The sequence below is a fragment of the Mycetocola sp. TRD_SC_2 genome, assembly GCF_055361225.1.
In genome coordinates this window covers 339,969-357,868 of record NZ_CM143954.1, presented here as the reverse complement: position 1 = coordinate 357,868, position 17,900 = coordinate 339,969, and the positions used below count along the sequence as shown (strand labels likewise).

General features: G+C 66.1%; 19 protein-coding genes. 9 read left to right on the top strand and 10 right to left on the bottom strand.

Annotated features, from left to right (window positions below; translation table 11 throughout):
• The first annotated feature begins 6 nt into the window (after nt 1–6).
• On the top strand, nt 7–969 hold the full coding sequence (locus tag ACWA1Q_RS01855; RefSeq protein ID WP_463759044.1) for a 3-hydroxyacyl-CoA dehydrogenase family protein: 963 nt from the start codon (nt 7–9) through the stop codon (nt 967–969).
• Nucleotides 970–980: 11 nt separating this feature from the next.
• Here the strand turns inward: ACWA1Q_RS01855 and ACWA1Q_RS01850 are convergent, their stop codons facing one another.
• The 5 genes from ACWA1Q_RS01850 to ACWA1Q_RS01830 form a co-directional block, all read right to left on the bottom strand.
• Nucleotides 981–1,700, bottom strand: coding sequence for a GntR family transcriptional regulator (locus tag ACWA1Q_RS01850; protein WP_463759042.1), 720 nt, complete (start codon nt 1,698–1,700; stop codon nt 981–983).
• A complete protein-coding gene (locus ACWA1Q_RS01845; RefSeq protein WP_463759040.1) occupies nt 1,693–2,520 on the bottom strand; it encodes a triose-phosphate isomerase family protein in 828 nt (275 codons plus the stop codon). The genes ACWA1Q_RS01850 and ACWA1Q_RS01845 overlap by 8 nt, the downstream gene beginning before the upstream one ends.
• Nucleotides 2,520–2,978, bottom strand: a complete 459-nt coding sequence (locus tag ACWA1Q_RS01840; RefSeq protein WP_463759039.1) for a ribose-5-phosphate isomerase — start codon at nt 2,976–2,978, stop codon at nt 2,520–2,522. Before ACWA1Q_RS01840 ends, ACWA1Q_RS01845 begins: the two co-directional genes overlap by 1 nt.
• Before the next feature lie 31 nt (nt 2,979–3,009).
• Complete coding sequence (locus ACWA1Q_RS01835) at nt 3,010–4,749, bottom strand: dihydroxyacetone kinase family protein (RefSeq protein WP_463759038.1); 1,740 nt, start codon at nt 4,747–4,749, stop codon at nt 3,010–3,012.
• Nucleotides 4,750–4,926: 177 nt separating this feature from the next.
• Complete coding sequence (locus ACWA1Q_RS01830; protein WP_463759036.1) at nt 4,927–6,411, bottom strand: helix-turn-helix domain-containing protein; 1,485 nt, start codon at nt 6,409–6,411, stop codon at nt 4,927–4,929.
• Nucleotides 6,412–6,584: 173 nt separating this feature from the next.
• On the opposite strand from ACWA1Q_RS01830, the gene aceA reads away from it, so the two are divergent.
• The 5 genes from aceA to ACWA1Q_RS01805 all read left to right on the top strand — a co-directional run bounded on the left by aceA (nt 6,585) and on the right by ACWA1Q_RS01805 (nt 12,192).
• Complete coding sequence (gene aceA / locus ACWA1Q_RS01825; protein ID WP_463759035.1) at nt 6,585–7,901, top strand: isocitrate lyase; 1,317 nt, start codon at nt 6,585–6,587, stop codon at nt 7,899–7,901.
• A 116-nt stretch (nt 7,902–8,017) separates the two neighbouring features.
• Nucleotides 8,018–9,685 carry a malate synthase A gene (gene aceB, locus ACWA1Q_RS01820; RefSeq protein ID WP_463759033.1) on the top strand — a complete coding sequence of 556 codons (1,668 nt, stop codon included), beginning with the start codon at nt 8,018–8,020 and terminating at the stop codon, nt 9,683–9,685.
• 189 nt (nt 9,686–9,874) lie between these two features.
• Entirely contained in the window at nt 9,875–10,315 is a 441-nt protein-coding gene (locus ACWA1Q_RS01815) for a VOC family protein (RefSeq protein ID WP_463759031.1), read from the top strand.
• Nucleotides 10,316–10,325: 10 nt separating this feature from the next.
• Nucleotides 10,326–10,991 carry a winged helix-turn-helix transcriptional regulator gene (locus ACWA1Q_RS01810; RefSeq protein WP_463759029.1) on the top strand — a complete coding sequence of 222 codons (666 nt, stop codon included), beginning with the start codon at nt 10,326–10,328 and terminating at the stop codon, nt 10,989–10,991.
• 1 nt (nt 10,992) lies between these two features.
• On the top strand, nt 10,993–12,192 hold the full coding sequence (locus tag ACWA1Q_RS01805; RefSeq protein WP_463759028.1) for a pyridoxal phosphate-dependent aminotransferase: 1,200 nt from the start codon (nt 10,993–10,995) through the stop codon (nt 12,190–12,192).
• A 75-nt stretch (nt 12,193–12,267) separates the two neighbouring features.
• On the opposite strand, the gene ACWA1Q_RS01800 is transcribed toward ACWA1Q_RS01805, so the two are convergent.
• From ACWA1Q_RS01800 to ACWA1Q_RS01780, 5 genes are all read right to left on the bottom strand, one after another.
• Nucleotides 12,268–13,392, bottom strand: coding sequence for a UDP-N-acetylmuramate dehydrogenase (locus tag ACWA1Q_RS01800; RefSeq protein ID WP_463759026.1), 1,125 nt, complete (start codon nt 13,390–13,392; stop codon nt 12,268–12,270).
• 3 nt (nt 13,393–13,395) lie between these two features.
• Nucleotides 13,396–13,815: a MaoC family dehydratase gene (locus tag ACWA1Q_RS01795; RefSeq protein WP_463759025.1), complete on the bottom strand. Its 420-nt coding sequence runs from the start codon at nt 13,813–13,815 to the stop codon at nt 13,396–13,398.
• A complete protein-coding gene (locus tag ACWA1Q_RS01790; RefSeq protein WP_463759023.1) occupies nt 13,812–14,258 on the bottom strand; it encodes an FAS1-like dehydratase domain-containing protein in 447 nt (148 codons plus the stop codon). Before ACWA1Q_RS01790 ends, ACWA1Q_RS01795 begins: the two co-directional genes overlap by 4 nt.
• A gap of 45 nt (nt 14,259–14,303) precedes the next feature.
• Nucleotides 14,304–14,975: a DUF937 domain-containing protein gene (locus tag ACWA1Q_RS01785; RefSeq protein ID WP_463759022.1), complete on the bottom strand. Its 672-nt coding sequence runs from the start codon at nt 14,973–14,975 to the stop codon at nt 14,304–14,306.
• A 92-nt stretch (nt 14,976–15,067) separates the two neighbouring features.
• Nucleotides 15,068–15,850, bottom strand: coding sequence for a sulfite exporter TauE/SafE family protein (locus tag ACWA1Q_RS01780; RefSeq protein WP_463759020.1), 783 nt, complete (start codon nt 15,848–15,850; stop codon nt 15,068–15,070).
• A gap of 60 nt (nt 15,851–15,910) precedes the next feature.
• Here ACWA1Q_RS01780 and ACWA1Q_RS01775 point away from each other — a divergent pair, with 60 nt between their 5' ends.
• Genes ACWA1Q_RS01775 through ACWA1Q_RS01765 form a run of 3 tightly spaced genes read left to right on the top strand, consistent with a single transcriptional unit; the run spans nt 15,911 to nt 17,867 of the window.
• Nucleotides 15,911–16,411 (top strand): N-acetyltransferase family protein, encoded by a 501-nt coding sequence (locus ACWA1Q_RS01775; RefSeq protein WP_463759018.1) that lies wholly within the window; start codon nt 15,911–15,913, stop codon nt 16,409–16,411.
• 56 nt (nt 16,412–16,467) lie between these two features.
• Nucleotides 16,468–16,665, top strand: coding sequence for a ferredoxin (locus ACWA1Q_RS01770; RefSeq protein ID WP_463759016.1), 198 nt, complete (start codon nt 16,468–16,470; stop codon nt 16,663–16,665).
• Nucleotides 16,665–17,867, top strand: a complete 1,203-nt coding sequence (locus tag ACWA1Q_RS01765; RefSeq protein WP_463759014.1) for an NAD(P)/FAD-dependent oxidoreductase — start codon at nt 16,665–16,667, stop codon at nt 17,865–17,867. The genes ACWA1Q_RS01770 and ACWA1Q_RS01765 overlap by 1 nt, the downstream gene beginning before the upstream one ends.
• Nucleotides 17,868–17,900: the final 33 nt, after the last annotated feature.

Genomic DNA, 17,900 nt, shown 5'->3' with positions numbered 1-17,900 from the left:
AACATCATGACCAACCGCATCATTGCCATCGTCGGCTCCGGATATATGGGTGGGGGCATCGCCCAGGTTCTCGCGCTGTCGGGCGCGACCGTCCGCCTCGCGGATATCTCCGAGGAGATCGCTACGAGCAACTACAACCGCCTGATCGAGGAAGCCCGCCAGTTCGTCGCTGACGATCTCTTCCCCGCGGATGCCGTCGAGCGCATCCAGGCGAACGTCTCGCCATCCGCGTCGATCGAAGAGGCTGTCGCAGACGCCGACTTCATCGAAGAAGCGGTGCCAGAGAAGATCGAAATCAAGCACGCCACCCTGAAGCGCATCAGCGAAGCAGCACGCCCGGACGCCATCATCGGCTCCAACACCTCGACGATCCTCATCAGCTCGCTCGCTGAAGCCGTCGTAAACCCGGAACGCTTCCTCGGCGTCCACTTCTCCAACCCGGCTCCCTTCATCCCAGGTGTCGAACTGATTCCGCACGGGGCAACCGACGCGACGGCCATTGAACTCGTCGAGGAGATCGTCGCTGCGACCGGCAAGGAGACAGCGAGGGTCAAGGATGCCACGGGCTTCGTGCTCAACCGCCTCCAGTACGCGCTGTTCCACGAGGCAACCCAGCTCGTCGAAGAGGGCGTCGCCACCCCCGAAGACATCGACACCATCGTGCGCACCACCTTCGGGTTCCGCCTGCCGGTCTTCGGACCGTTCGCCATCGCCGACATGGCCGGGCTCGACGTCTACTCGTTCTGCTACGCATCGCTGCAGACCCGCTGGCCCGAGCGATTCGCCACCCCCGACTCGCTCAGGGAACTCGTCGACGCAGGCAAGTTCGGCACCAAGACCGGCGCTGGCTACCTCGACGTTCCGTCCGAGCGCACCGCCGAGCTCATCGCCTACCGCAACAAGGCGTACGTAGCCATCAAGAAGCTCATGGATGAGCTCGGCCCCGCCCCCATCCACCCCTCGAAGTGACGATCGCGGGGTCAGTGCGCGTGCGAATCCGAACGGGAGCGTGAACGAACCTTTTCGATATGGTCGCGCATCGCTGCCGCAGCTGCCTCGGGCTTCCCGGTCCGGAAAGCGTCGATGATGCGCGTGTGCTCGGTGACGGCATCAGCAGCGTCTGTAATGCCGCTGAGGACGGTCTGCCGCATGCGGTGAACCCTCGTCGAGATGACCTCGGACATGTCGATGAGAAACGGATTGTCCGTTCCCTCGAAGATGAGGTGGTGGAAGTGCCAGTCCACCGCGAAGTATTCACGGAGCAAAGCAACAGAGAGCGTGCCGGCTTGAGCGGCGGCCTGCACTTTCTCGGTTACGGCGCGGTGTTCTTCGAGCGTCGCCTCAAGCAAGGGCACGAGGGAGTCAGCGTGCCTGGCAGCGAGCGATGCTGCGCCACCCTCGAGCACGATGCGGGTGTCGAAGAGGGACTCGAGTTGCCCGTCGGTGATCTGCGGCGCGACACGGTACCCCTTGAGCGGTTCACGCGTGACGAGCCCTGTTCGTTCGAGCTGCACGAGGGCTTCACGTACCGGCGTCGGGGAGACATTGAGATCGCGCGCGATGGCGTCGATCGACAACCGGGTGCCTGGTGCGACGGTCTGACCGACGAGCATGTCGAGCACGAGGTCATACACGCGGTCCCTGAGGCCCTTGCGTTCGATCACCACCGCCTTCCCGAGCGGGTAGGTGGATTCAGCCATTCGTTCTCCTCGGGACTTCGGTTCCGAGGCCAGCAGCGCGAGTGCCCGCTGCTTCTGCAGCTTCGTCGAGGATGATGCGGAGGGATTCGGGATCGTGAGCGAACCGCCCGAGGAAGATCCCGTCCACGCTGTCGGCGATGACGCCGAGCAGGCCTGGCCCGGCGCTCCCGCCGTAAATGACGGCGGAGTTCGGGAAGTCCGACAGCGCACGCACGTGCTCACGCAGCGCTGAGCACACCTCGCTGATGTAGTCGGCCGACGCTGGCTCGGGAGCGCCGATCGCCCAGTGGGGTTCATAGGCGACGATCACGCGACCGCCGTGCCCGGCCTGGCGGCTCGCGTTCAGCGCTGAGTCGATCTGGGAGATGCAGTCGCCGATGGCGGCATCCGTCGTGGTGCGCACCGTCTCACCGATGCACAGCACCGGGTCGAGGCCGTTGCGCAGCGCGGCATCCGTTTTCGCGGCGACGACGACATCGGTCTCACCGAAGAGGCGGCGGCGTTCGGCGTGGCCGACCTCGACGACGCGGCAGCCGAGCTCGGCGATCTCGGCACCGCTCACTTCGCCGGTGTAGGCGCCGGAGTCCTCGGTACTGAGATCCTGGGCACCGACGAGGGCGAACGGACCGAAGGCGTCGAGCGCAGCGGGCACCGACAGGTAGGTGGGGATGACGAAGAGCTGCACGGTGCCCTCAGCGATCGCCGGGTGCTCCCGGGCGATCGCCGCGACGCTCCTGCACCAGTCGACGGTCTTCGCGTGGGAGAAGTACATCTTGTGGCTCACTCCAATGAGGAACCGGGGTGAGCCAGAAATAGACATCAAACGCCTTCGTAGCTGCAGATCTCCTGCACCTTGTCGTTCGATGCACTCGACTCGTCAAAGGTGTAGGTGAGCCACTCACGCGCGAGGCGACGGGCGAGTTCGAGGCCGACGACCCGCTGGCCCATGGTCAGGACCTGGGCGTTGTTCGACAGCACCGCCCGCTCGACCGAGTAGGAGTCGTGGGCGGTGACGGCACGAATGCCGGCAACCTTGTTCGCCGCGATGGCGACGCCGAGGCCGGTGCCACAGACGAGGAGGGCACGGTCTGCCTCGCCCCGCGCGACCATCTCGGCCGCCGCGATCGCGATCGTCGGGTAGTTGGTACCACCGTTCGCGTCGACGCCGACGTCGGTGACCGACGCGACGAGGTCGTTGCCCTCGAGGTCTGCCTTCAGGACTTCTTTGTAGTCGAACCCGGCGTCATCTGAGCCGACGACGATACGTAGTGCGCTCATGGTGTTGCTCCTTTTTCTGGTGAAGTGAAAATCAGCTGTCGGATGCCGCGCGCAGCACGTCGAGGACGGCGGCGGCGATCATCGCGAGGGAGACGGCGCCGGGGTCTGCGACTCCGAGGGCTTTATCGCCGTGCGAGCGTGCGCGACCCATTCCCGGCATCATGTCGGCGGTGGCGTCAGTGGCGTTCTTCGCCGCGGTGCTCGCGGCAGCCCACGCGTCGATGAGGGTGTCACCGGCTTCGACACGCTCGGTGAGAACCTCGGCGAATGGCACGAGCGCGTCGACCAGGGTCTTGTCGCCGACCTTCGCCTTGCCGAAGTCCATGACGGCCTGGCTGGCGGAACCGAGCGCATCGGCCACGCCCGCGGACTCGACGGAATCGGTGTCGCCGAGGCGCTCTCCGATGGTGCGGAGGATGACGCCCCAGATGGCACCGGAGGTTCCACCGCCCTTGTCGGACCAGGCGTCGGCGGCGGAGGCGAGGACGCTCTGCGCACCGGCACCCTTCTCGAGCGACTCGTGCGCCGCGTCAACGGCCGCGTGCGATCCACGCTTCATGCCGATGCCGTGGTCACCGTCGCCGGCGACCGCGTCGATGCGACCGAGCTCGTCGGCGTTCGCATCGATGACGGTCTTGACGGCATCCAGAGCCTTGACGATCGTGGTCGCGGCACGGCGGGAGTCGTCGCTCGCGTCCGGAATGACCTCGTCAGCGGTCGAGTCGTCGATCTCGCCGCGTTCGACGAGCGAGGTGGAGTCGACGGAACCGGTGCGGAAAGCGGGAGTGTCGGCGGGAGCACTCCAGAGCGTCTCCAGCTCTTTGTCCAGCCAGAGCAAGGTCAGAGAGACACCGGCCATATCGAAGCTCGTGCAGAATTCTCCGACCTGGGGGTCGACGAGCTCGATACCGGCTTCTTCGAGGAGCGTCGCGACGCGGGCGAAGACGATGTACATCTCTTCGTTCTTGACGGAGCCGAGGCCGTTGAGGATCGGCACCACGCGAGCGCCTCGCACCGAGATCCCGTCGGGGATCTCGACGTCGGCGAGCAGTCGCTCGACGAACAGGTCGCCGAGGCCGTCGGCTGTCGGGATGTCCACCTCGTCGATGCCCGGCTCGCCGTGGATGCCGAGGCCGATGGCCATCCGGCCCTCGGGCACGCTGAAGAGCGGTTCGTCAGCGCCGGGAAGTGTGCAGCCGGTGAATGCGACACCCATGGAGCGGGTGCGGTCGTTCGCGAGGATCGCGGCGCGCTCGACGCCGTCGATGTCATAGCCCGCTGCTGCAGCCGCTCCAGCGATTTTGAAGACGGTGAGGTCGCCGGCGATGCCGCGGCGGCGATCCTTCTCGTCGGCCGGTGCACTGAAGATGTCATCGGTCACCGTGACGGTGCGGCAGTCGATTCCGTCGGCGCGGAGCTTGTCCTGCGCCTCGGTGAAGTGGAGAACGTCTCCGGCGTACTTGCCGTAGCTGAACAGGATGCCACGGCCCTGGTCGCTCGCACGGGCGACGGATTCGACCTGCTTGGCAGACGGGGAAGCGAAGAGGTTGCCCATCGCAGCGCCATGGGCAAGGCCATGACCGACGAGGCCGCCGAACGCGGGATAGTGACCGGAGCCACCGCCGATGACGAGCGACACCGTGGGCTCTTCGGACCGGGTCGCGCGAGTGACACCACCCGACACCTTCCTGACCCAGCGGCCGTTCGCGCGGACGAATCCGTCAATCATTTCGTCTGCGAAGTTCTCGGGTTCGTTCCAGAGCCTGGTCATCTATTTCTTCCTCGCCGTTGAGCTGCGATCATCGACCGATCGTCGGTTTGCCAAGGGTAATCCTATAGGATATTTTCCCCGCTGGGAAGAAGTTTTCGAGACCGCGGGAGTCATCTGCACGGCAATCGCCCCGAGAGCGACGGCGCTTCTCATCCTATGTTTTGAGCAGATCATTCGTCAGCGAGGCTCGTGTGCTTCAAGGAACGAATACACCTCGACCTCGTCGACACCGGGAAAGGTTCCGGTGGGAAGCGCGGCGAGCAGACTCGTCGGCGTGCGTGCCGCCGGCCACGATGAGTGAGCCCATTTGTCGGCGAGTTCGCTCGGCGCACTCTTGCAGCAACTCTCGTCGGGGCAGGTCGACTGGGACCGGTTCGTCGTCTCGCGGCCGCGGAACCATTTCACGTGCTCAAACGGCACGCCGACGGTGATCGAATAGTCCCCCTCTTTGGCCTTCTCAATCCGCGACGTGCACCAGTACGTCCCGTTGGGGTTGTCGGTGTATTGGTACCAGGGGCTGAACCGATCCTCCGCGGCGAAGACGGTGAAGGCGGTCCATTTGCGGCAGACGGTCGTCCCCTCGACAGCGCCGAGGGCATCCGTCGGGTGTTTCACCCCGTCGTTGGAGTACGCCTTCACGATGGTGCCTGACTCGTGCGCTTTGGTGAAGTGCACCGGGATGCCGAGACGCGCGGTGGCGAGGTTGGTGAACCGGTGCGCCGCGGTTTCGTACGACACGGCGAAGGCGTCGCGGAGGTCCTCGAGCGAGATGCGACGGAAGTTCTTCGCCTCGGTGAGGAACCGCACAGCGTCTGCCTCAGGCAGCAGGATCGCGGCGGTGAGGTAATTGGTTTCGACGCGCTGGCGCAGGAAGTCGGCGTAGCTCGTGGGCTCCGAGTGACCGAGCACGTGGCTCGCGAACGCCTGCACCACCGGCGAGCGGGAGTCCCGGGATGCCGACTGCTGGGTGGGCAGGTAGATGCGACCGTTTCTCGAGTCGGTCACCGACCGGGTCGAGTGGGGCAGGTCGCCGACGTAGTGGAGGGTGAAACCGAGATGGTTGGCCATGTCGCCGACGAGTTGCTGCGACACCGGGCCGCCGGTATGGCCGACCGCGGTGAGGAGCCGCTTCGCCTGCTCTTCGAGCTCGGGAAAGTAGTTGTCGCGTGCACGCATCGTCGCTCGCAGCGATGCGTTCGCCCGCCGCGCCTCCTCAGGAGTGGCGGCGCGCTCACGGTGCAACCGCTCGACCTCCTGGTGCAACGTGAGGATTGCGCGCAGGGTGTCGTCACTGTGCGCTTTGGAGACACGGACGGGTGTGATGCCGAGCGCCGAGAACACCGGGCCGCGCTGGGCGCGCTCGACGGCGATCTCGAGAGCGGCCCGGGCGGAGGGCGCCTCGTCTCGCAGAAGATCGTCGGTTGTTGTGGCGAGCGCCGTGGCGATCTGGCGAAGCATCGACAGCCGCGGCTCGCGCTTGCCGTTCTCGATCGTCGAGACCTGCGACGGGGCACGGTCGATGGCGGCACCGAGTTGCTCGAGCGTCATTCCGCGTGAAATCCGCAATTGACGGATGCGACGACCGAGCGTCAGTGCGTCGACGGCGCTTTCGCCAGAGACGGGCGTGGCGAAAAGCCGGGTGTCAGCTGCGGTGCTGGTCATGGTGCCATCGTGCCATTCGGCATCCTTTTCACCTAACAGAACAATCGATGTTTTTCTACGGACCAATCCGGTTCGAGCCGGTTGTGCGGCACGCAGACTCGGTTCACACGACGATCTCGATACGGCCGCAAGCGGCCTCCTCGATCACCGGCCAACACCGAAGGAGCACAACGATGAGCACCGACAACATCCGCCCAGGCGACATGACCCAGACCGCAGAAGAACTGCAGCTCGAGTGGGATGCCAACCCCCGCTGGGAAGGCGTTCGTCGCGACTACACAGCCGCCGAGGTCGTCGCCCTCCGCGGAAGTGTTCGTGAAGACGCCACCATCGCCCGGCGCGGTGCCGAGAACCTGTGGAACCTCATTCACTCCGAGGAGTGGGTGCCGGCACTCGGCGCCCTCACCGGCAACCAGGCCGTGCAGCAGATCCGCGCCGGCCTCAAGGCGATCTACCTCTCCGGCTGGCAGGTTGCAGCAGACGCGAACCTCTCCGGCCAGACCTACCCGGACCAGTCGCTCTACCCCGCGAACTCCGTCCCCGCAGTGGTACGCCGGATCAACAACGCGCTTCTCCGCGCCGATCAGATCGAATTCGCCGAGGTCTCGACAGGCTCGACCACCGCTTCCGGAATCGACTGGATGGCGCCGATCGTTGCAGACGCCGAGGCGGGCTTCGGCGGACCGCTCAACGCCTACGAACTCATGTCGTCCATGATCCAGGCCGGAGCAGCAGGTGTGCACTGGGAAGACCAGCTCGCGAGCGAGAAGAAGTGCGGCCACATGGGCGGCAAGGTCCTCATCCCGACGAGTCAGCACATCCGCACCCTCAACGCGGCTCGGCTCGCAGCCGACGTCGCCGGCGTGCCGAGCATCATCATCGCCCGCACCGACGCCCTCGCGGCAACCCTGCTCACGAGTGACGTCGACGAGCGTGACCGCCCGTTCCTCACCGGAACCCGCACGGCTGAAGGCTTCTACGAGGTCACCAACGGCATCGACACGGTCATCTCCCGGGGACTGGCCTACGCCGAGTACGCCGACCTGCTCTGGGTCGAATCGGCCGAGCCGGACCTCGAACTCGCTCGCCGCTTCGCCGAGCGCATCCACCAGGACTTCCCCGGCAAGAAACTTGCCTACAACTGCTCGCCGTCATTCAACTGGAGATCCCACCTCGACGACGCGCAGATCGCGACCTTTCAGAAGGAACTCGCTGCCATGGGTTACGCCTTCCAGTTCATCACGCTGGCCGGCTTCCACGCGCTGAACCACTCGATGTTCACGCTCGCCCAGGACTACAAGAACCGCGCCATGAGCGCATACGTCGAACTGCAGGAAGCGGAGTTCGCCTCGGAGGCAGACGGTTACACCGCGACCAAGCACCAGCGCGAAGTGGGCACAGGCTACTTCGACCGCATCGCAACGGCCCTGAACCCCGGGAGCGCCACCCTTGCGCTCGTGGGGTCGACCGAAGAAGACCAGTTCCACTAACCACTTTTCGTTGGTCGAGTAGCGAGGCGTATCGAGACCACAGGGTCTCGATACGCACGGTTCGCTTCGCTCACTGTCGCTACTCGACCAACGGTGTACAGCAAAGGACTCAGATCATGACCACACTGCTCGCCGAACCCGGCACCTCCACCACATCCCCCATCCAGACCCAGCAGCCCGCCGGCCCCCGCATCGAGGTCGTCGGCCGGATGCACGACCGGTTCGACGAGATCCTCACCCCCGGGGCGCTCGCTTTCCTCGCCGAACTGCACCAGCGCTTCGCCGGTCGCCGCCACGACCGGCTCGCCGACCGCATGCGCCGCCGCTTCGAGATCGGCAACGGCCGTGACCCGAAGTTCCGCGACGACACAGCATCGATCCGAGCGGATGCCACGTGGCGCGTCGCCGGTGCCGGACCCGGCCTCGAAGACCGACGCGTCGAGATCACCGGTCCGACCGACCGCAAGATGACCATCAACGCGCTCAACTCGGGTGCGAAGGTGTGGCTCGCCGACCAGGAAGATGCGACGAGCCCGACCTGGGCCAACGTCATCGGCGGCCAGATCTCGCTGTTCGACGCGATCCGTCGCCAGATCGACTTCACCAGCCCGGAGGGCAAGCAGTACACGCTCACCACCGGCGACATGCCGACGATCGTGATGCGGCCTCGCGGCTGGCACCTCGTTGAGAAGCACCTGAAGTTCATCGACTCCGCAGGTGCCGCCATGGCGGCATCCGGAAGCCTCACCGATTTCGGCCTGTACTTCTTCCACAACGCCCAGGCACTCATCGACTCCGGCCGCGGACCGTACTTCTACCTCGCCAAGCTCGAGTCGAGCGAAGAAGCACGGCTGTGGGACGACGTCTTCTCGTTCTCCGAACAGCGTGCAGGAATCGAACACGGAACCATCCGCGCAACAGTGCTCATCGAAACGCTGCCAGCGGCGTTCGAGATGGAGGAGATTCTCTTCGAGCTTCGCGACCACTGCGCCGGCCTCAACGCCGGTCGCTGGGACTACATCTTCTCGATCATCAAGAACTACCGCGGCCGCGGTGCCCGGTTCGTTCTGCCCGACCGCAGCGACGTCACCATGACGGTGCCGTTCATGCGGGCGTACACCGAACTGCTCGTGAAGACCTGCCACAAGCGCGGAGCTCACGCGATCGGTGGCATGAGCGCGTTCATCCCGAACCGCCGCGACCCCGGGGTCACGGCGCGGGCCATCGAGAAGGTGTCCGCTGACAAGAAGCGCGAGGCAGGCGACGGTTTCGACGGCACCTGGGTTGCGCACCCCGACCTGATCGACGCCGCTCGTGCCGAGTTCGACACGATCCTCGGCGACCGTCCCAACCAGGTCGACCGCCAGCGGGATGACGTCGAGGTGACCGCTGCACAGCTGCTCGATGTTCACATCGGACAGGCGGTGACGGATGCCGGGCTCCGCGACAACGTGTCGATCGGCGTCCGCTACCTCGAATCCTGGCTCCGTGGCATCGGCGCTGCTGCCATCGACAACCTGATGGAAGACGCCGCTACGGCAGAGATCAGCCGTTCGCAGATCTGGCAGTGGATCCACCAGGACGTCCGCACCGACGACGGTGCGCCGATCACCCGCGACCGGGTCGAGCGCATCCTCTCCGAACTGCTCTCCTCGGTGGAGCGCTTCAACGGGGACCGGTTCGACGACGCCGCCGATGTGTTCCGTGAGGTCGCGCTCAAGGACGAGTTCCCGACCTTCCTGACGGTCGGCGCGTACTCGAGGTTCCTGGTCGACCTGGCCTAGTGGCATCCGTCCTCTCGTTGATCGAGTAACGAAGCGTATCGAGATCCCCAACACCGGATCTCGATACGCTTCGCTGTTCACTGCGCTTGTCGAAGTGGGATCAACGAAGCCCCTTGACGACTTACTTGCTTTTTGCAAGCATGAGTCCAGACGGTGACCGTCACCGCCGGATCGATCAAGGAGAAACTCGTGACTGATATCTTCGTCAACCTCCCCACGACCGACCTGGAACGCGCAAAAGCGTTCTACACGGGTTTCGGCTGGCAAATTAATCCGATGTTCACCGATGAGAATGCCGCGTGCATTTTCGTCGACAAGAACATCTACTTCATGATTCTGAAGCGTGACTTCCTGGCCACCTTCACCGACAAACAGATCATCGACCCGAGGACGCACGCCCAGGCATCCATCGCTTTCAGCCATGAGAGCCGCGAAGCCGTTGACACATTGACGGAGCGGGCGCTCGCCGCCGGTGGGACCGAGCCGCGGCCGGCTCAGGACTACGGGTTCATGTACTCGCGGGACGTCGAAGACCCGGACGGCAACATCCTCGGGTTCTTCTACATGGACCCCGTCGCCTCCGAACAGGGACCGGACGCGTACGTGGCCGAGCAGGGAGCCCAGGCCTGAACGGCCGCCCATGGCAGCCAGGAACTACGGCCAACACTGCGGTGTCTCGACTGCGCTCGAGCTGGTCGGCGAACGGTGGGCCCTGCTCATCGTTCGCGACCTGCTCGTGGGGCCGAGACGGTACACCGACCTCAAGGCCGGGCTGCCGCGCATTCCCACCAACATTCTCAGTACGAGGCTGAAAGAACTGCAGGAGGGCGGCGTCATCCGCCGCGTTCCGATCCAGCGTTCGATCGTCTACGAACTCACCGACTTCGGGAGGGAACTCGACGACATCGTCCTCGCCCTCGGCCGCTGGGGATCCCGGGCTCTCGGCGAACCTGAGCCGGGCGACCTCATCACGTCGGACTCGATGACGATCACTCTCCGCTCGGCATTCCGGGCGGATGCTGCCGCCGACCTTTCGCCCACCACCTACCGGATGCGGATCGGAGACGTCGACCTCTCCGTTCGTGTGGACGGCGCCGCCCTGCGCATCACGTCGAGGAGCACCGCGGACGCAACGGTCGATCTCGAATTCGCGACGGGTGCAGGCATTCATCGGCTGATCAGCGGGGACATGACGGCGGAAGGGGCACTGGAGCGCGGGATCGTGCGGATTCTCGCCGGAAATCCTCTTCTCCTGGAGCGTTTCGCCGACACCTTCCGCGTTGGGCGGCACGCGGTACCCTCATAGGGTGAGCACACCACGAGCACTCTCCACGAAGATTTCCGCCATCGCCGAGTCAGCAACGCTGAAGGTCGACGCCAAGGCTAAGGCCCTGCAGGCCGATGGCAGACCCGTGATCAGCTACGCGGCGGGCGAGCCCGATTTCGGCACGCCCCAGCACATTGTCGACGCGGCGATTGCCGCTGCGAGCGACAAGAAGAATCACCGGTACACGCCCGCGGCCGGCCTGCCGGACCTGCGGGATGCGATCGCGGCGAAGACTCTGCGCGATTCGGGACTCGAAGCATCCGCCAGCCAGGTGCTCGTCACCAACGGCGGCAAGCAGTCGGTGTACGAGGCGTTCCAGGTGCTGCTCGATCCGGGTGACGAAGTGATCGTTCCGACGCCGTTCTGGACGACCTACCCCGAGGTCATCGCCCTCGCCGACGGTGTTGCCGTCGAGGTCTTCGCCGACGCATCGCAGGATTACAAGGTCACCGTCGAGCAGCTCGAAGCCGCCAGGACCGACCGCACCAAGGTGCTCCTGTTCGTATCGCCGTCGAACCCGACCGGTGCCGTGTACTCGCCGGAGGAGACCACGGCGATCGGGCAGTGGGCGCTCGACAACAACCTCTGGGTCATCAGCGATGAGATTTACCAGAACCTGACCTACTCGGGCGCGAAGGCGCTCTCGATCGTCGAAGCTGTGCCCGGTCTCGCCGAGCAGACCCTGCTCGTCAACGGAGTCGCGAAGACGTACGCGATGACCGGCTGGAGAGTCGGCTGGACCGTCGGACCGGCATCCGCCATCAAGGCGCTCTCGAACCTGCAGTCCCACCTCTCCGGAAACGTGAACAACATCGCGCAGCGGGCCGCGATCGCCGCGCTGACCGGGCCGCAGGACGACGTCGAGGCCATGCGCTCGGCGTTCGACCGGCGCCGCGGCGTCATCGTCTCAGAGCTCAACAAGATCGAGGGCTTCCGCACCCCGACCCCCGAGGGCGCGTTCTACGTCTACCCCGACGTTTCCGCTCTGCTGAACCGGGAGTGGGGGGGTGTGACGCCGACGACCTCGCTGGAGCTCGCCGACCTCATCCTCGAGAAGGCCGAAGTGGCATCCGTTCCCGGCGAAGCGTTCGGGCCGAGCGGATACCTGCGCTTCAGCTATGCCCTCGGCGACGACCAGCTGCTCGAAGGTGTGCAGCGGCTGCAGAAGCTCTTCGGCTGACGCACCGCAAATTCACGAGATCACCCCGGCCTTGCCGGAAGTGGCAGCTCGATCCTGAATCCGGGGCCAGCGCGCCTAGAGCGAGAGACCCACGAACACGGGCTCCGGCTGCAGCACGACGCCGAACTCAGCGGCGACCCGCGCCTGCACGAAACGCGCGAGCGCCGCGATCTCATCCGCGGTCGCGCCGCCGGTGTTCGTCAGCGCGAGGGTGTGCTTCGACGAGATCGCCGCGCGGGATCCTGGCAACCGGAAACCACGACGGATGCCGGCACGCTCGATCAACCACGCAGCGCTCAGTTTCACCCGGGCGGCGTGTTCGAACGACGGGCGGGGGATCGAACCGTCCCACTCCCCCAGGGGAATGACGACGGCGGCGTCCTGGCCGTCCTCGAGGGGCCAGCGCGGAGCATCCGATGGCAGTGACCGGGCGAAAGACTCGGAGACGATCGGGTTCGTGAAGAACGATCCGGCGCTCCAGGTGTCGGTATCCGTGTCGTCGAGCACCATGCCCTTCGACGCCCGCAGCTCGAGCACCGTGTTACGGACGTCCGCGATCGGGAGCCGAGCGCCGAGCTCGACACCGAGCGCCGACGCGAGCTGCGGGTAGGCGATCGGGGCGCTGAGTCCCGCGTCGTCGGACAGCTCGAGTTCGAGGGCGACGACGACGCCGTCGCGCTCCGGAACAGATCCGCCGTGCCGCTTGAGCACCGAGGTGCGATAGCCGAGGCCCAGTTCGCCTGCCGGCACGGTGAGGAGTTCGTCGAGGTCCCGGTCGAGCAGCTCGATCGAGACGAGCACCGACTCGAGTTCCTGCCCGTAGGCGCCGATATTCTGGATCGGCGCAGCACCGCACGAACCCGGGATGCCGCTGAGCGCTTCGACCCCACTCCATCCGTTCTCGACCGCGTACGCGACGAGGCCGTCCCAGGACTCGCCTGCCTCCACCCGAAGCCGCACCCGGCCGGGTGCGGACTCGAGTCGCTCGATGCCGCGAGTGAGGATCTGCACGACCGTGCCATCGAAACCGTCGTCGGCGGCGAGGGTGTTCGACCCGCCACCGAGCACGAGCGGGTGCTCACCGTTCGCCCATTCCTCGCGAACGGTCTCGACGAGGCGCTCGCGCGTGGTCGCCGGAACGAGTCGCTCCGCCGGCCCGCCGACGCGCAGGGTGGTGAGTTGAGAGAGGGTGGCGCTCATCGCTCAGGCCAGCTCGACGACGACCTGGGCCTTGCCGAGCACCGTCGCCCCATCGAACGTGACGGTGAGGTCGATCCTGGCGGTGGTCTCGGTCACGGCACCGACCTTCGCGACCACGGTCACGAGCGCACCGGTTTCAGGGTCGACGACCACGGGCCGCGTGAACTTGACCTGGTAGTCGACGACTCGCGCCGGGTCACCGGCCCAGTCGACGACCGGCTGCACCGCGAAGCCCATCGTGAGCATCCCGTGCGCGAGCACACCGGGAAGACCGACGGATGCCGCAACGTCGTCGCGGTAGTGGATCGGGTTGAAGTCACCGGATGCGCCGGCGTACCGAACGAGCGAATCACGCGTGAGCGAGAACTCGCGTTCCGCGACGACATCGCCGACGCTCAGGCTGTCGAGCCGCGGCGCGCTCATTCGCCACCCCGAACGACGAGGGTGGAGACCGAGGTGACGACATGCGCACCGGACGAGTCGAGCATCTCGGAGGAAGCGGTCACCATCGCGTGTGGCCCGAGCGTCTTGACGCTCGTGACGGTAAGCGTCGCGGTGAGCTCGTCGCCGGCGACGATCGGCCGGGAGTAGCTGAATCTCTGGTCGCCGTGGACGACCCGGGAGAAGTCGATTCCCGCGTCCGGCTCGGCGAGGAGCTGGGCCAGTGTGTGCTCCTGGATCACGACGGGAAAGGTGGGAGGGGCCACGACGTCCGCGTGACCGGCTTGAGCCGCGGCATCCGGATCGAGGTGGATCGGTGAGGTGGCGAAAACAGCGCGGGCGAACTCGCGTACTTTCTCGCGACCGACCAGATAGGGCGGGGCCGGCGGGAACACGCGACCCTGAAGTTCGGGGTTTACTGACACACGTCAAGCCTACCCGGCGCCCTCAAGGTGCCGGGCGTGCCTGCGCTACTTGCGTCCGCCTCCGAGAAGGCCGCCGAGCAAGTCACCGATGCCGCCACCCTTGCCGCCGGAATCGCCGCCGCCAAGGAGACCACCGAGCAGATCACCGATGCCGCCACCGGATGCCCCTGAGCCGCCTGAACTGCCGGAGTCGCCGCCGAACATGCCACCGAGGATTCCGCCGAGGCCGCCTTCTTTCTCCGGAGTCGGCTTGGAGGCGTTGGGCTGCATCGGCTCGGTCGGCTGCGTCTGGGTCGCGCTCCCCCGCTCCTGGAACTTCTTGGCGAGGTAACTGAGGACGATCGGCGCGAGGATCGGCATCAGTTTGCCCACGACCGGGCCGAGGCCGCCACCGGCCGCCGCAGCCGGCTGCGCCCCGAGGGTTGCGACGACCTGCTCCTTGTTGGGGCCGAAGATGTGGGAGACGATCTTCTCGCCGTCATTCGTGTCGACCTCAGCGAGGTTCACTCCGCCGTCGACGAGCGCCGGGGAATGCTTCGACACGGCTTTCTCGATGGATGCCGCGCCCTTCGGGTCCTTCGCGTTGGCTTCGAGACCGCCGACGAGGGCGGGCAACGCCTGTTCGACGGCGGCACGTGCCGTCTTCTCATCGACACCGAGCTTCGCGGCGACGTCGCCGATCGGGATCTGGTTCATCAGTTCGTCGAGGGATGCCATGGGGTCCTTCCGGTCCGGGCCGCTCGTCATCGAAGCGGCTGTGACCTCAGGCTACCGACGCCCGCAAAAAGCCGGGTAGGGGTAGCGCTGCGTCAGGAGGAGGGAGTTCGCAGCGCCTTGACGACGAGTTGCGCCGCCACGGCGACGAGGAACGCGGCGAAGAGAAGGTTTGCTGCCTGCGGCGTGAGCAAGCCGGCGACGACGGCGCCGAGCGCTGTCGTCGTACATGCCGAAACCCCGATCACGGCGGCGGCCGGCAGATCGACGTTCCTGCGCACCATGTTGCCGATGGTTCCGGAGAGGGCAGTCGGGATCATCATGAGCAGGCTCGTGCCCTTCGCAACGAGGTCGCTTGCCCCGAACAGCAGGATGAGCATCGGTACGACGACCGCTCCCCCGCCGATACCGAGGAGTCCTGACAGCACACCGGTCAGGAGACCGAGCGCCACGAGACCGACGATCGATCCCGCGGTGATCGCGATCGTGGCATCCCGCGACGGAATGACGATGAACAGGCTGACGATCACGACGACGAGAAAAGCGACGAAACCCCAGCGCAGGGCCCGGCGCGGAATCCTGCTGAGCAGGTGGCTGCCCAGTTGCGCCCCCACGATAGCGCCGGCGGCGAGGAGCGCGGCGGCGATCCAGTCAACGGAGCCGCCGACGGCGTAACTGATCACGCCGACGACCGACATCGGGACGATCGCCGCAAGTGACGTACCCGCCGCCATTCGCTGGTCGGTCGACACCAGAGCGAGGAGAGCAGGCACGATGAGAATACCGCCACCAACACCGAACAGGCCGGACAGGAACCCTGCGGCAAGGCCGATGATAACGAGACGCACCCAACGTCCTGCTGTGTGTTGCTGTGGCATCCGTCTCCTTGATCGAGTTTCGACGCTACCACCGGCCCGCGGTTCGCTAGTTTGTAACCCATGCGAATTCGGGATGCCACGGCGAACGACTGGGATCGAATCTGGCCGTTCCTTCGCGACATCGTCGCTGCCGGCGAGACGTACTGCTGGCCCGTCGATACCAGCGAGGAGGCCGCGCGCGTCTGGTGGATGTCGAAGCCTGGCGGGCGGGTGTTCGTAGCCGTCGACGACGCTGGCGCGGTGCTGGGAACCGCTGAGTTGCATCCGAACCAACCGGCCGCCGGGTCCCACGTCGCGAACGCGGGGTTCATGGTCGCGCCTGCCGCGGGTGGGCGGGGCGTTGGCCGAGCTCTCGCGACACACGTTCTCGACGCTGCCGCCGGCGACGGCTACCTCGCGATGCAATTCAACGCGGTGGTCGAAACCAACTCCGGCGCGATCGCACTGTGGCGTTCGCTGGGTTTCCGGATCCTCACCACGGTCCCCGAGGCGTTCGCCTCACCGAGTCGCGGACTCGTCGGGCTGCACATCATGCATCGTATGCTCGAATCGCGAGTGTGAGGCTGGCAGAATCGTAGTCAGGCGAGCGTTCCAGCCGCCAGGAATTGAGGGTCCCGATGAAGGTCATTGCCGATATTGAGGTATGTGTCGCCGCGGGTGTCTGTGTGAATATCGCCCCGACCGTGTTCGATCAGGATGATGAGGTCGGCAAGGTCATCCTGCTGAACGCCACGCCGGATGCCGAAGACTACGAGGCCGTACGTGACGCAGTCATCAGTTGCCCGTCCGCTGCGCTTCGCCTGCTCGAGGACTAGTGACGGCTGAACCCTCGCGCGTTGTCATCGTCGGCGCATCCGCTGCCGGACTGACGACCGCCACCGCGCTGCGCCGGAACGGTTACGACCGCGACATCACTCTCGTGGATGCCGAAACGCGCGCCCCGTACGACCGCCCGCCCCTGTCGAAACATCTCCTCTCCGGAGAGTGGGCCGAGGAACGCCTGGCGCTCAAGACCGACGCGGAACTCGTCGACCTGGCCGTCGGCATCCGATCGGGAGTGCGTGCGACACAACTCGATGTGGGAGCGCAGCGCCTGGCCCTGTCGGACGGGTCGGAGCTCGACTTCGACCGGCTCGTGCTCGCGACCGGCGTGCGCCCCCGTGTGCTGCCCGGGAGCGCTGAACTTCGTGGAGTGCACACGCTGCGGACGCTCGAGGACGCGCTCGCGCTTCGGGGTGACCTGCGGCCGGGTGTGCGGCTCGTCGTGGTGGGCGGCGGGTTCCTTGGAACCGAAGTCGCCGCGACCGCGGTCGGGCTCGGCGCCGATGTGACCCTCGTCAGTGCCGCTCCGACTCCGCTCGAACGGAGTCTCGGTCCGGCGATCGGTGCGCAGGTCGCGTCGCTGCACCGGGCCCGCGGAGTCGTCCTGCGGACGGGGCCATCCGCCGCCGTGGTCTCGCTTGTTTCGTCCGACGGTGCGGTAACCGGGGTCGAGCTTGCTGACGGCACGCGGCTGGCGGCGGATGCCGTCTTCGTCGCGATCGGCGCGGAACCGGACCTGGGCTGGCTCGCCGGGAGCGGCATCCCGATCGGGGACGGCATCGAGTGTGCGCCGGATCTGTCCGTTGCGCCCGGAGTTTATGCCGCTGGGGATGTCGCGCGGTGGGAGAACCCGGTGTTCGGGGAGGCGATGCGGGTTGAACACCGCACGAACGCCACCGAGCAGGGGATGCATGTGGCCAAGCGGATCGTCGAGGGCGACGCTGTGCCGTTTGCGTCTGTGCCGTACTTCTGGACCGACCAGTACGACCTCAAGCTGCAGGTACATGGCTGGCTGCGCGGGTACGAGGAGGTTCGGGTCGTCGAGGGTTCGTTCTCAGATGGACGCATGGTCGCGTTGTTCCGGCGCAGGGAGCGGCTCGTCGGCGTGATGGGGATCGGTGCGGCGAAAGTGGTGCGAGGGTGGCGGCAGCACGTCCTCGATGGGGCCGCGTGGGCATCCGTCGTCGACGCGTGAGTTCGTTCGCTCGGCAGCGGTGCGGCTGCGGCA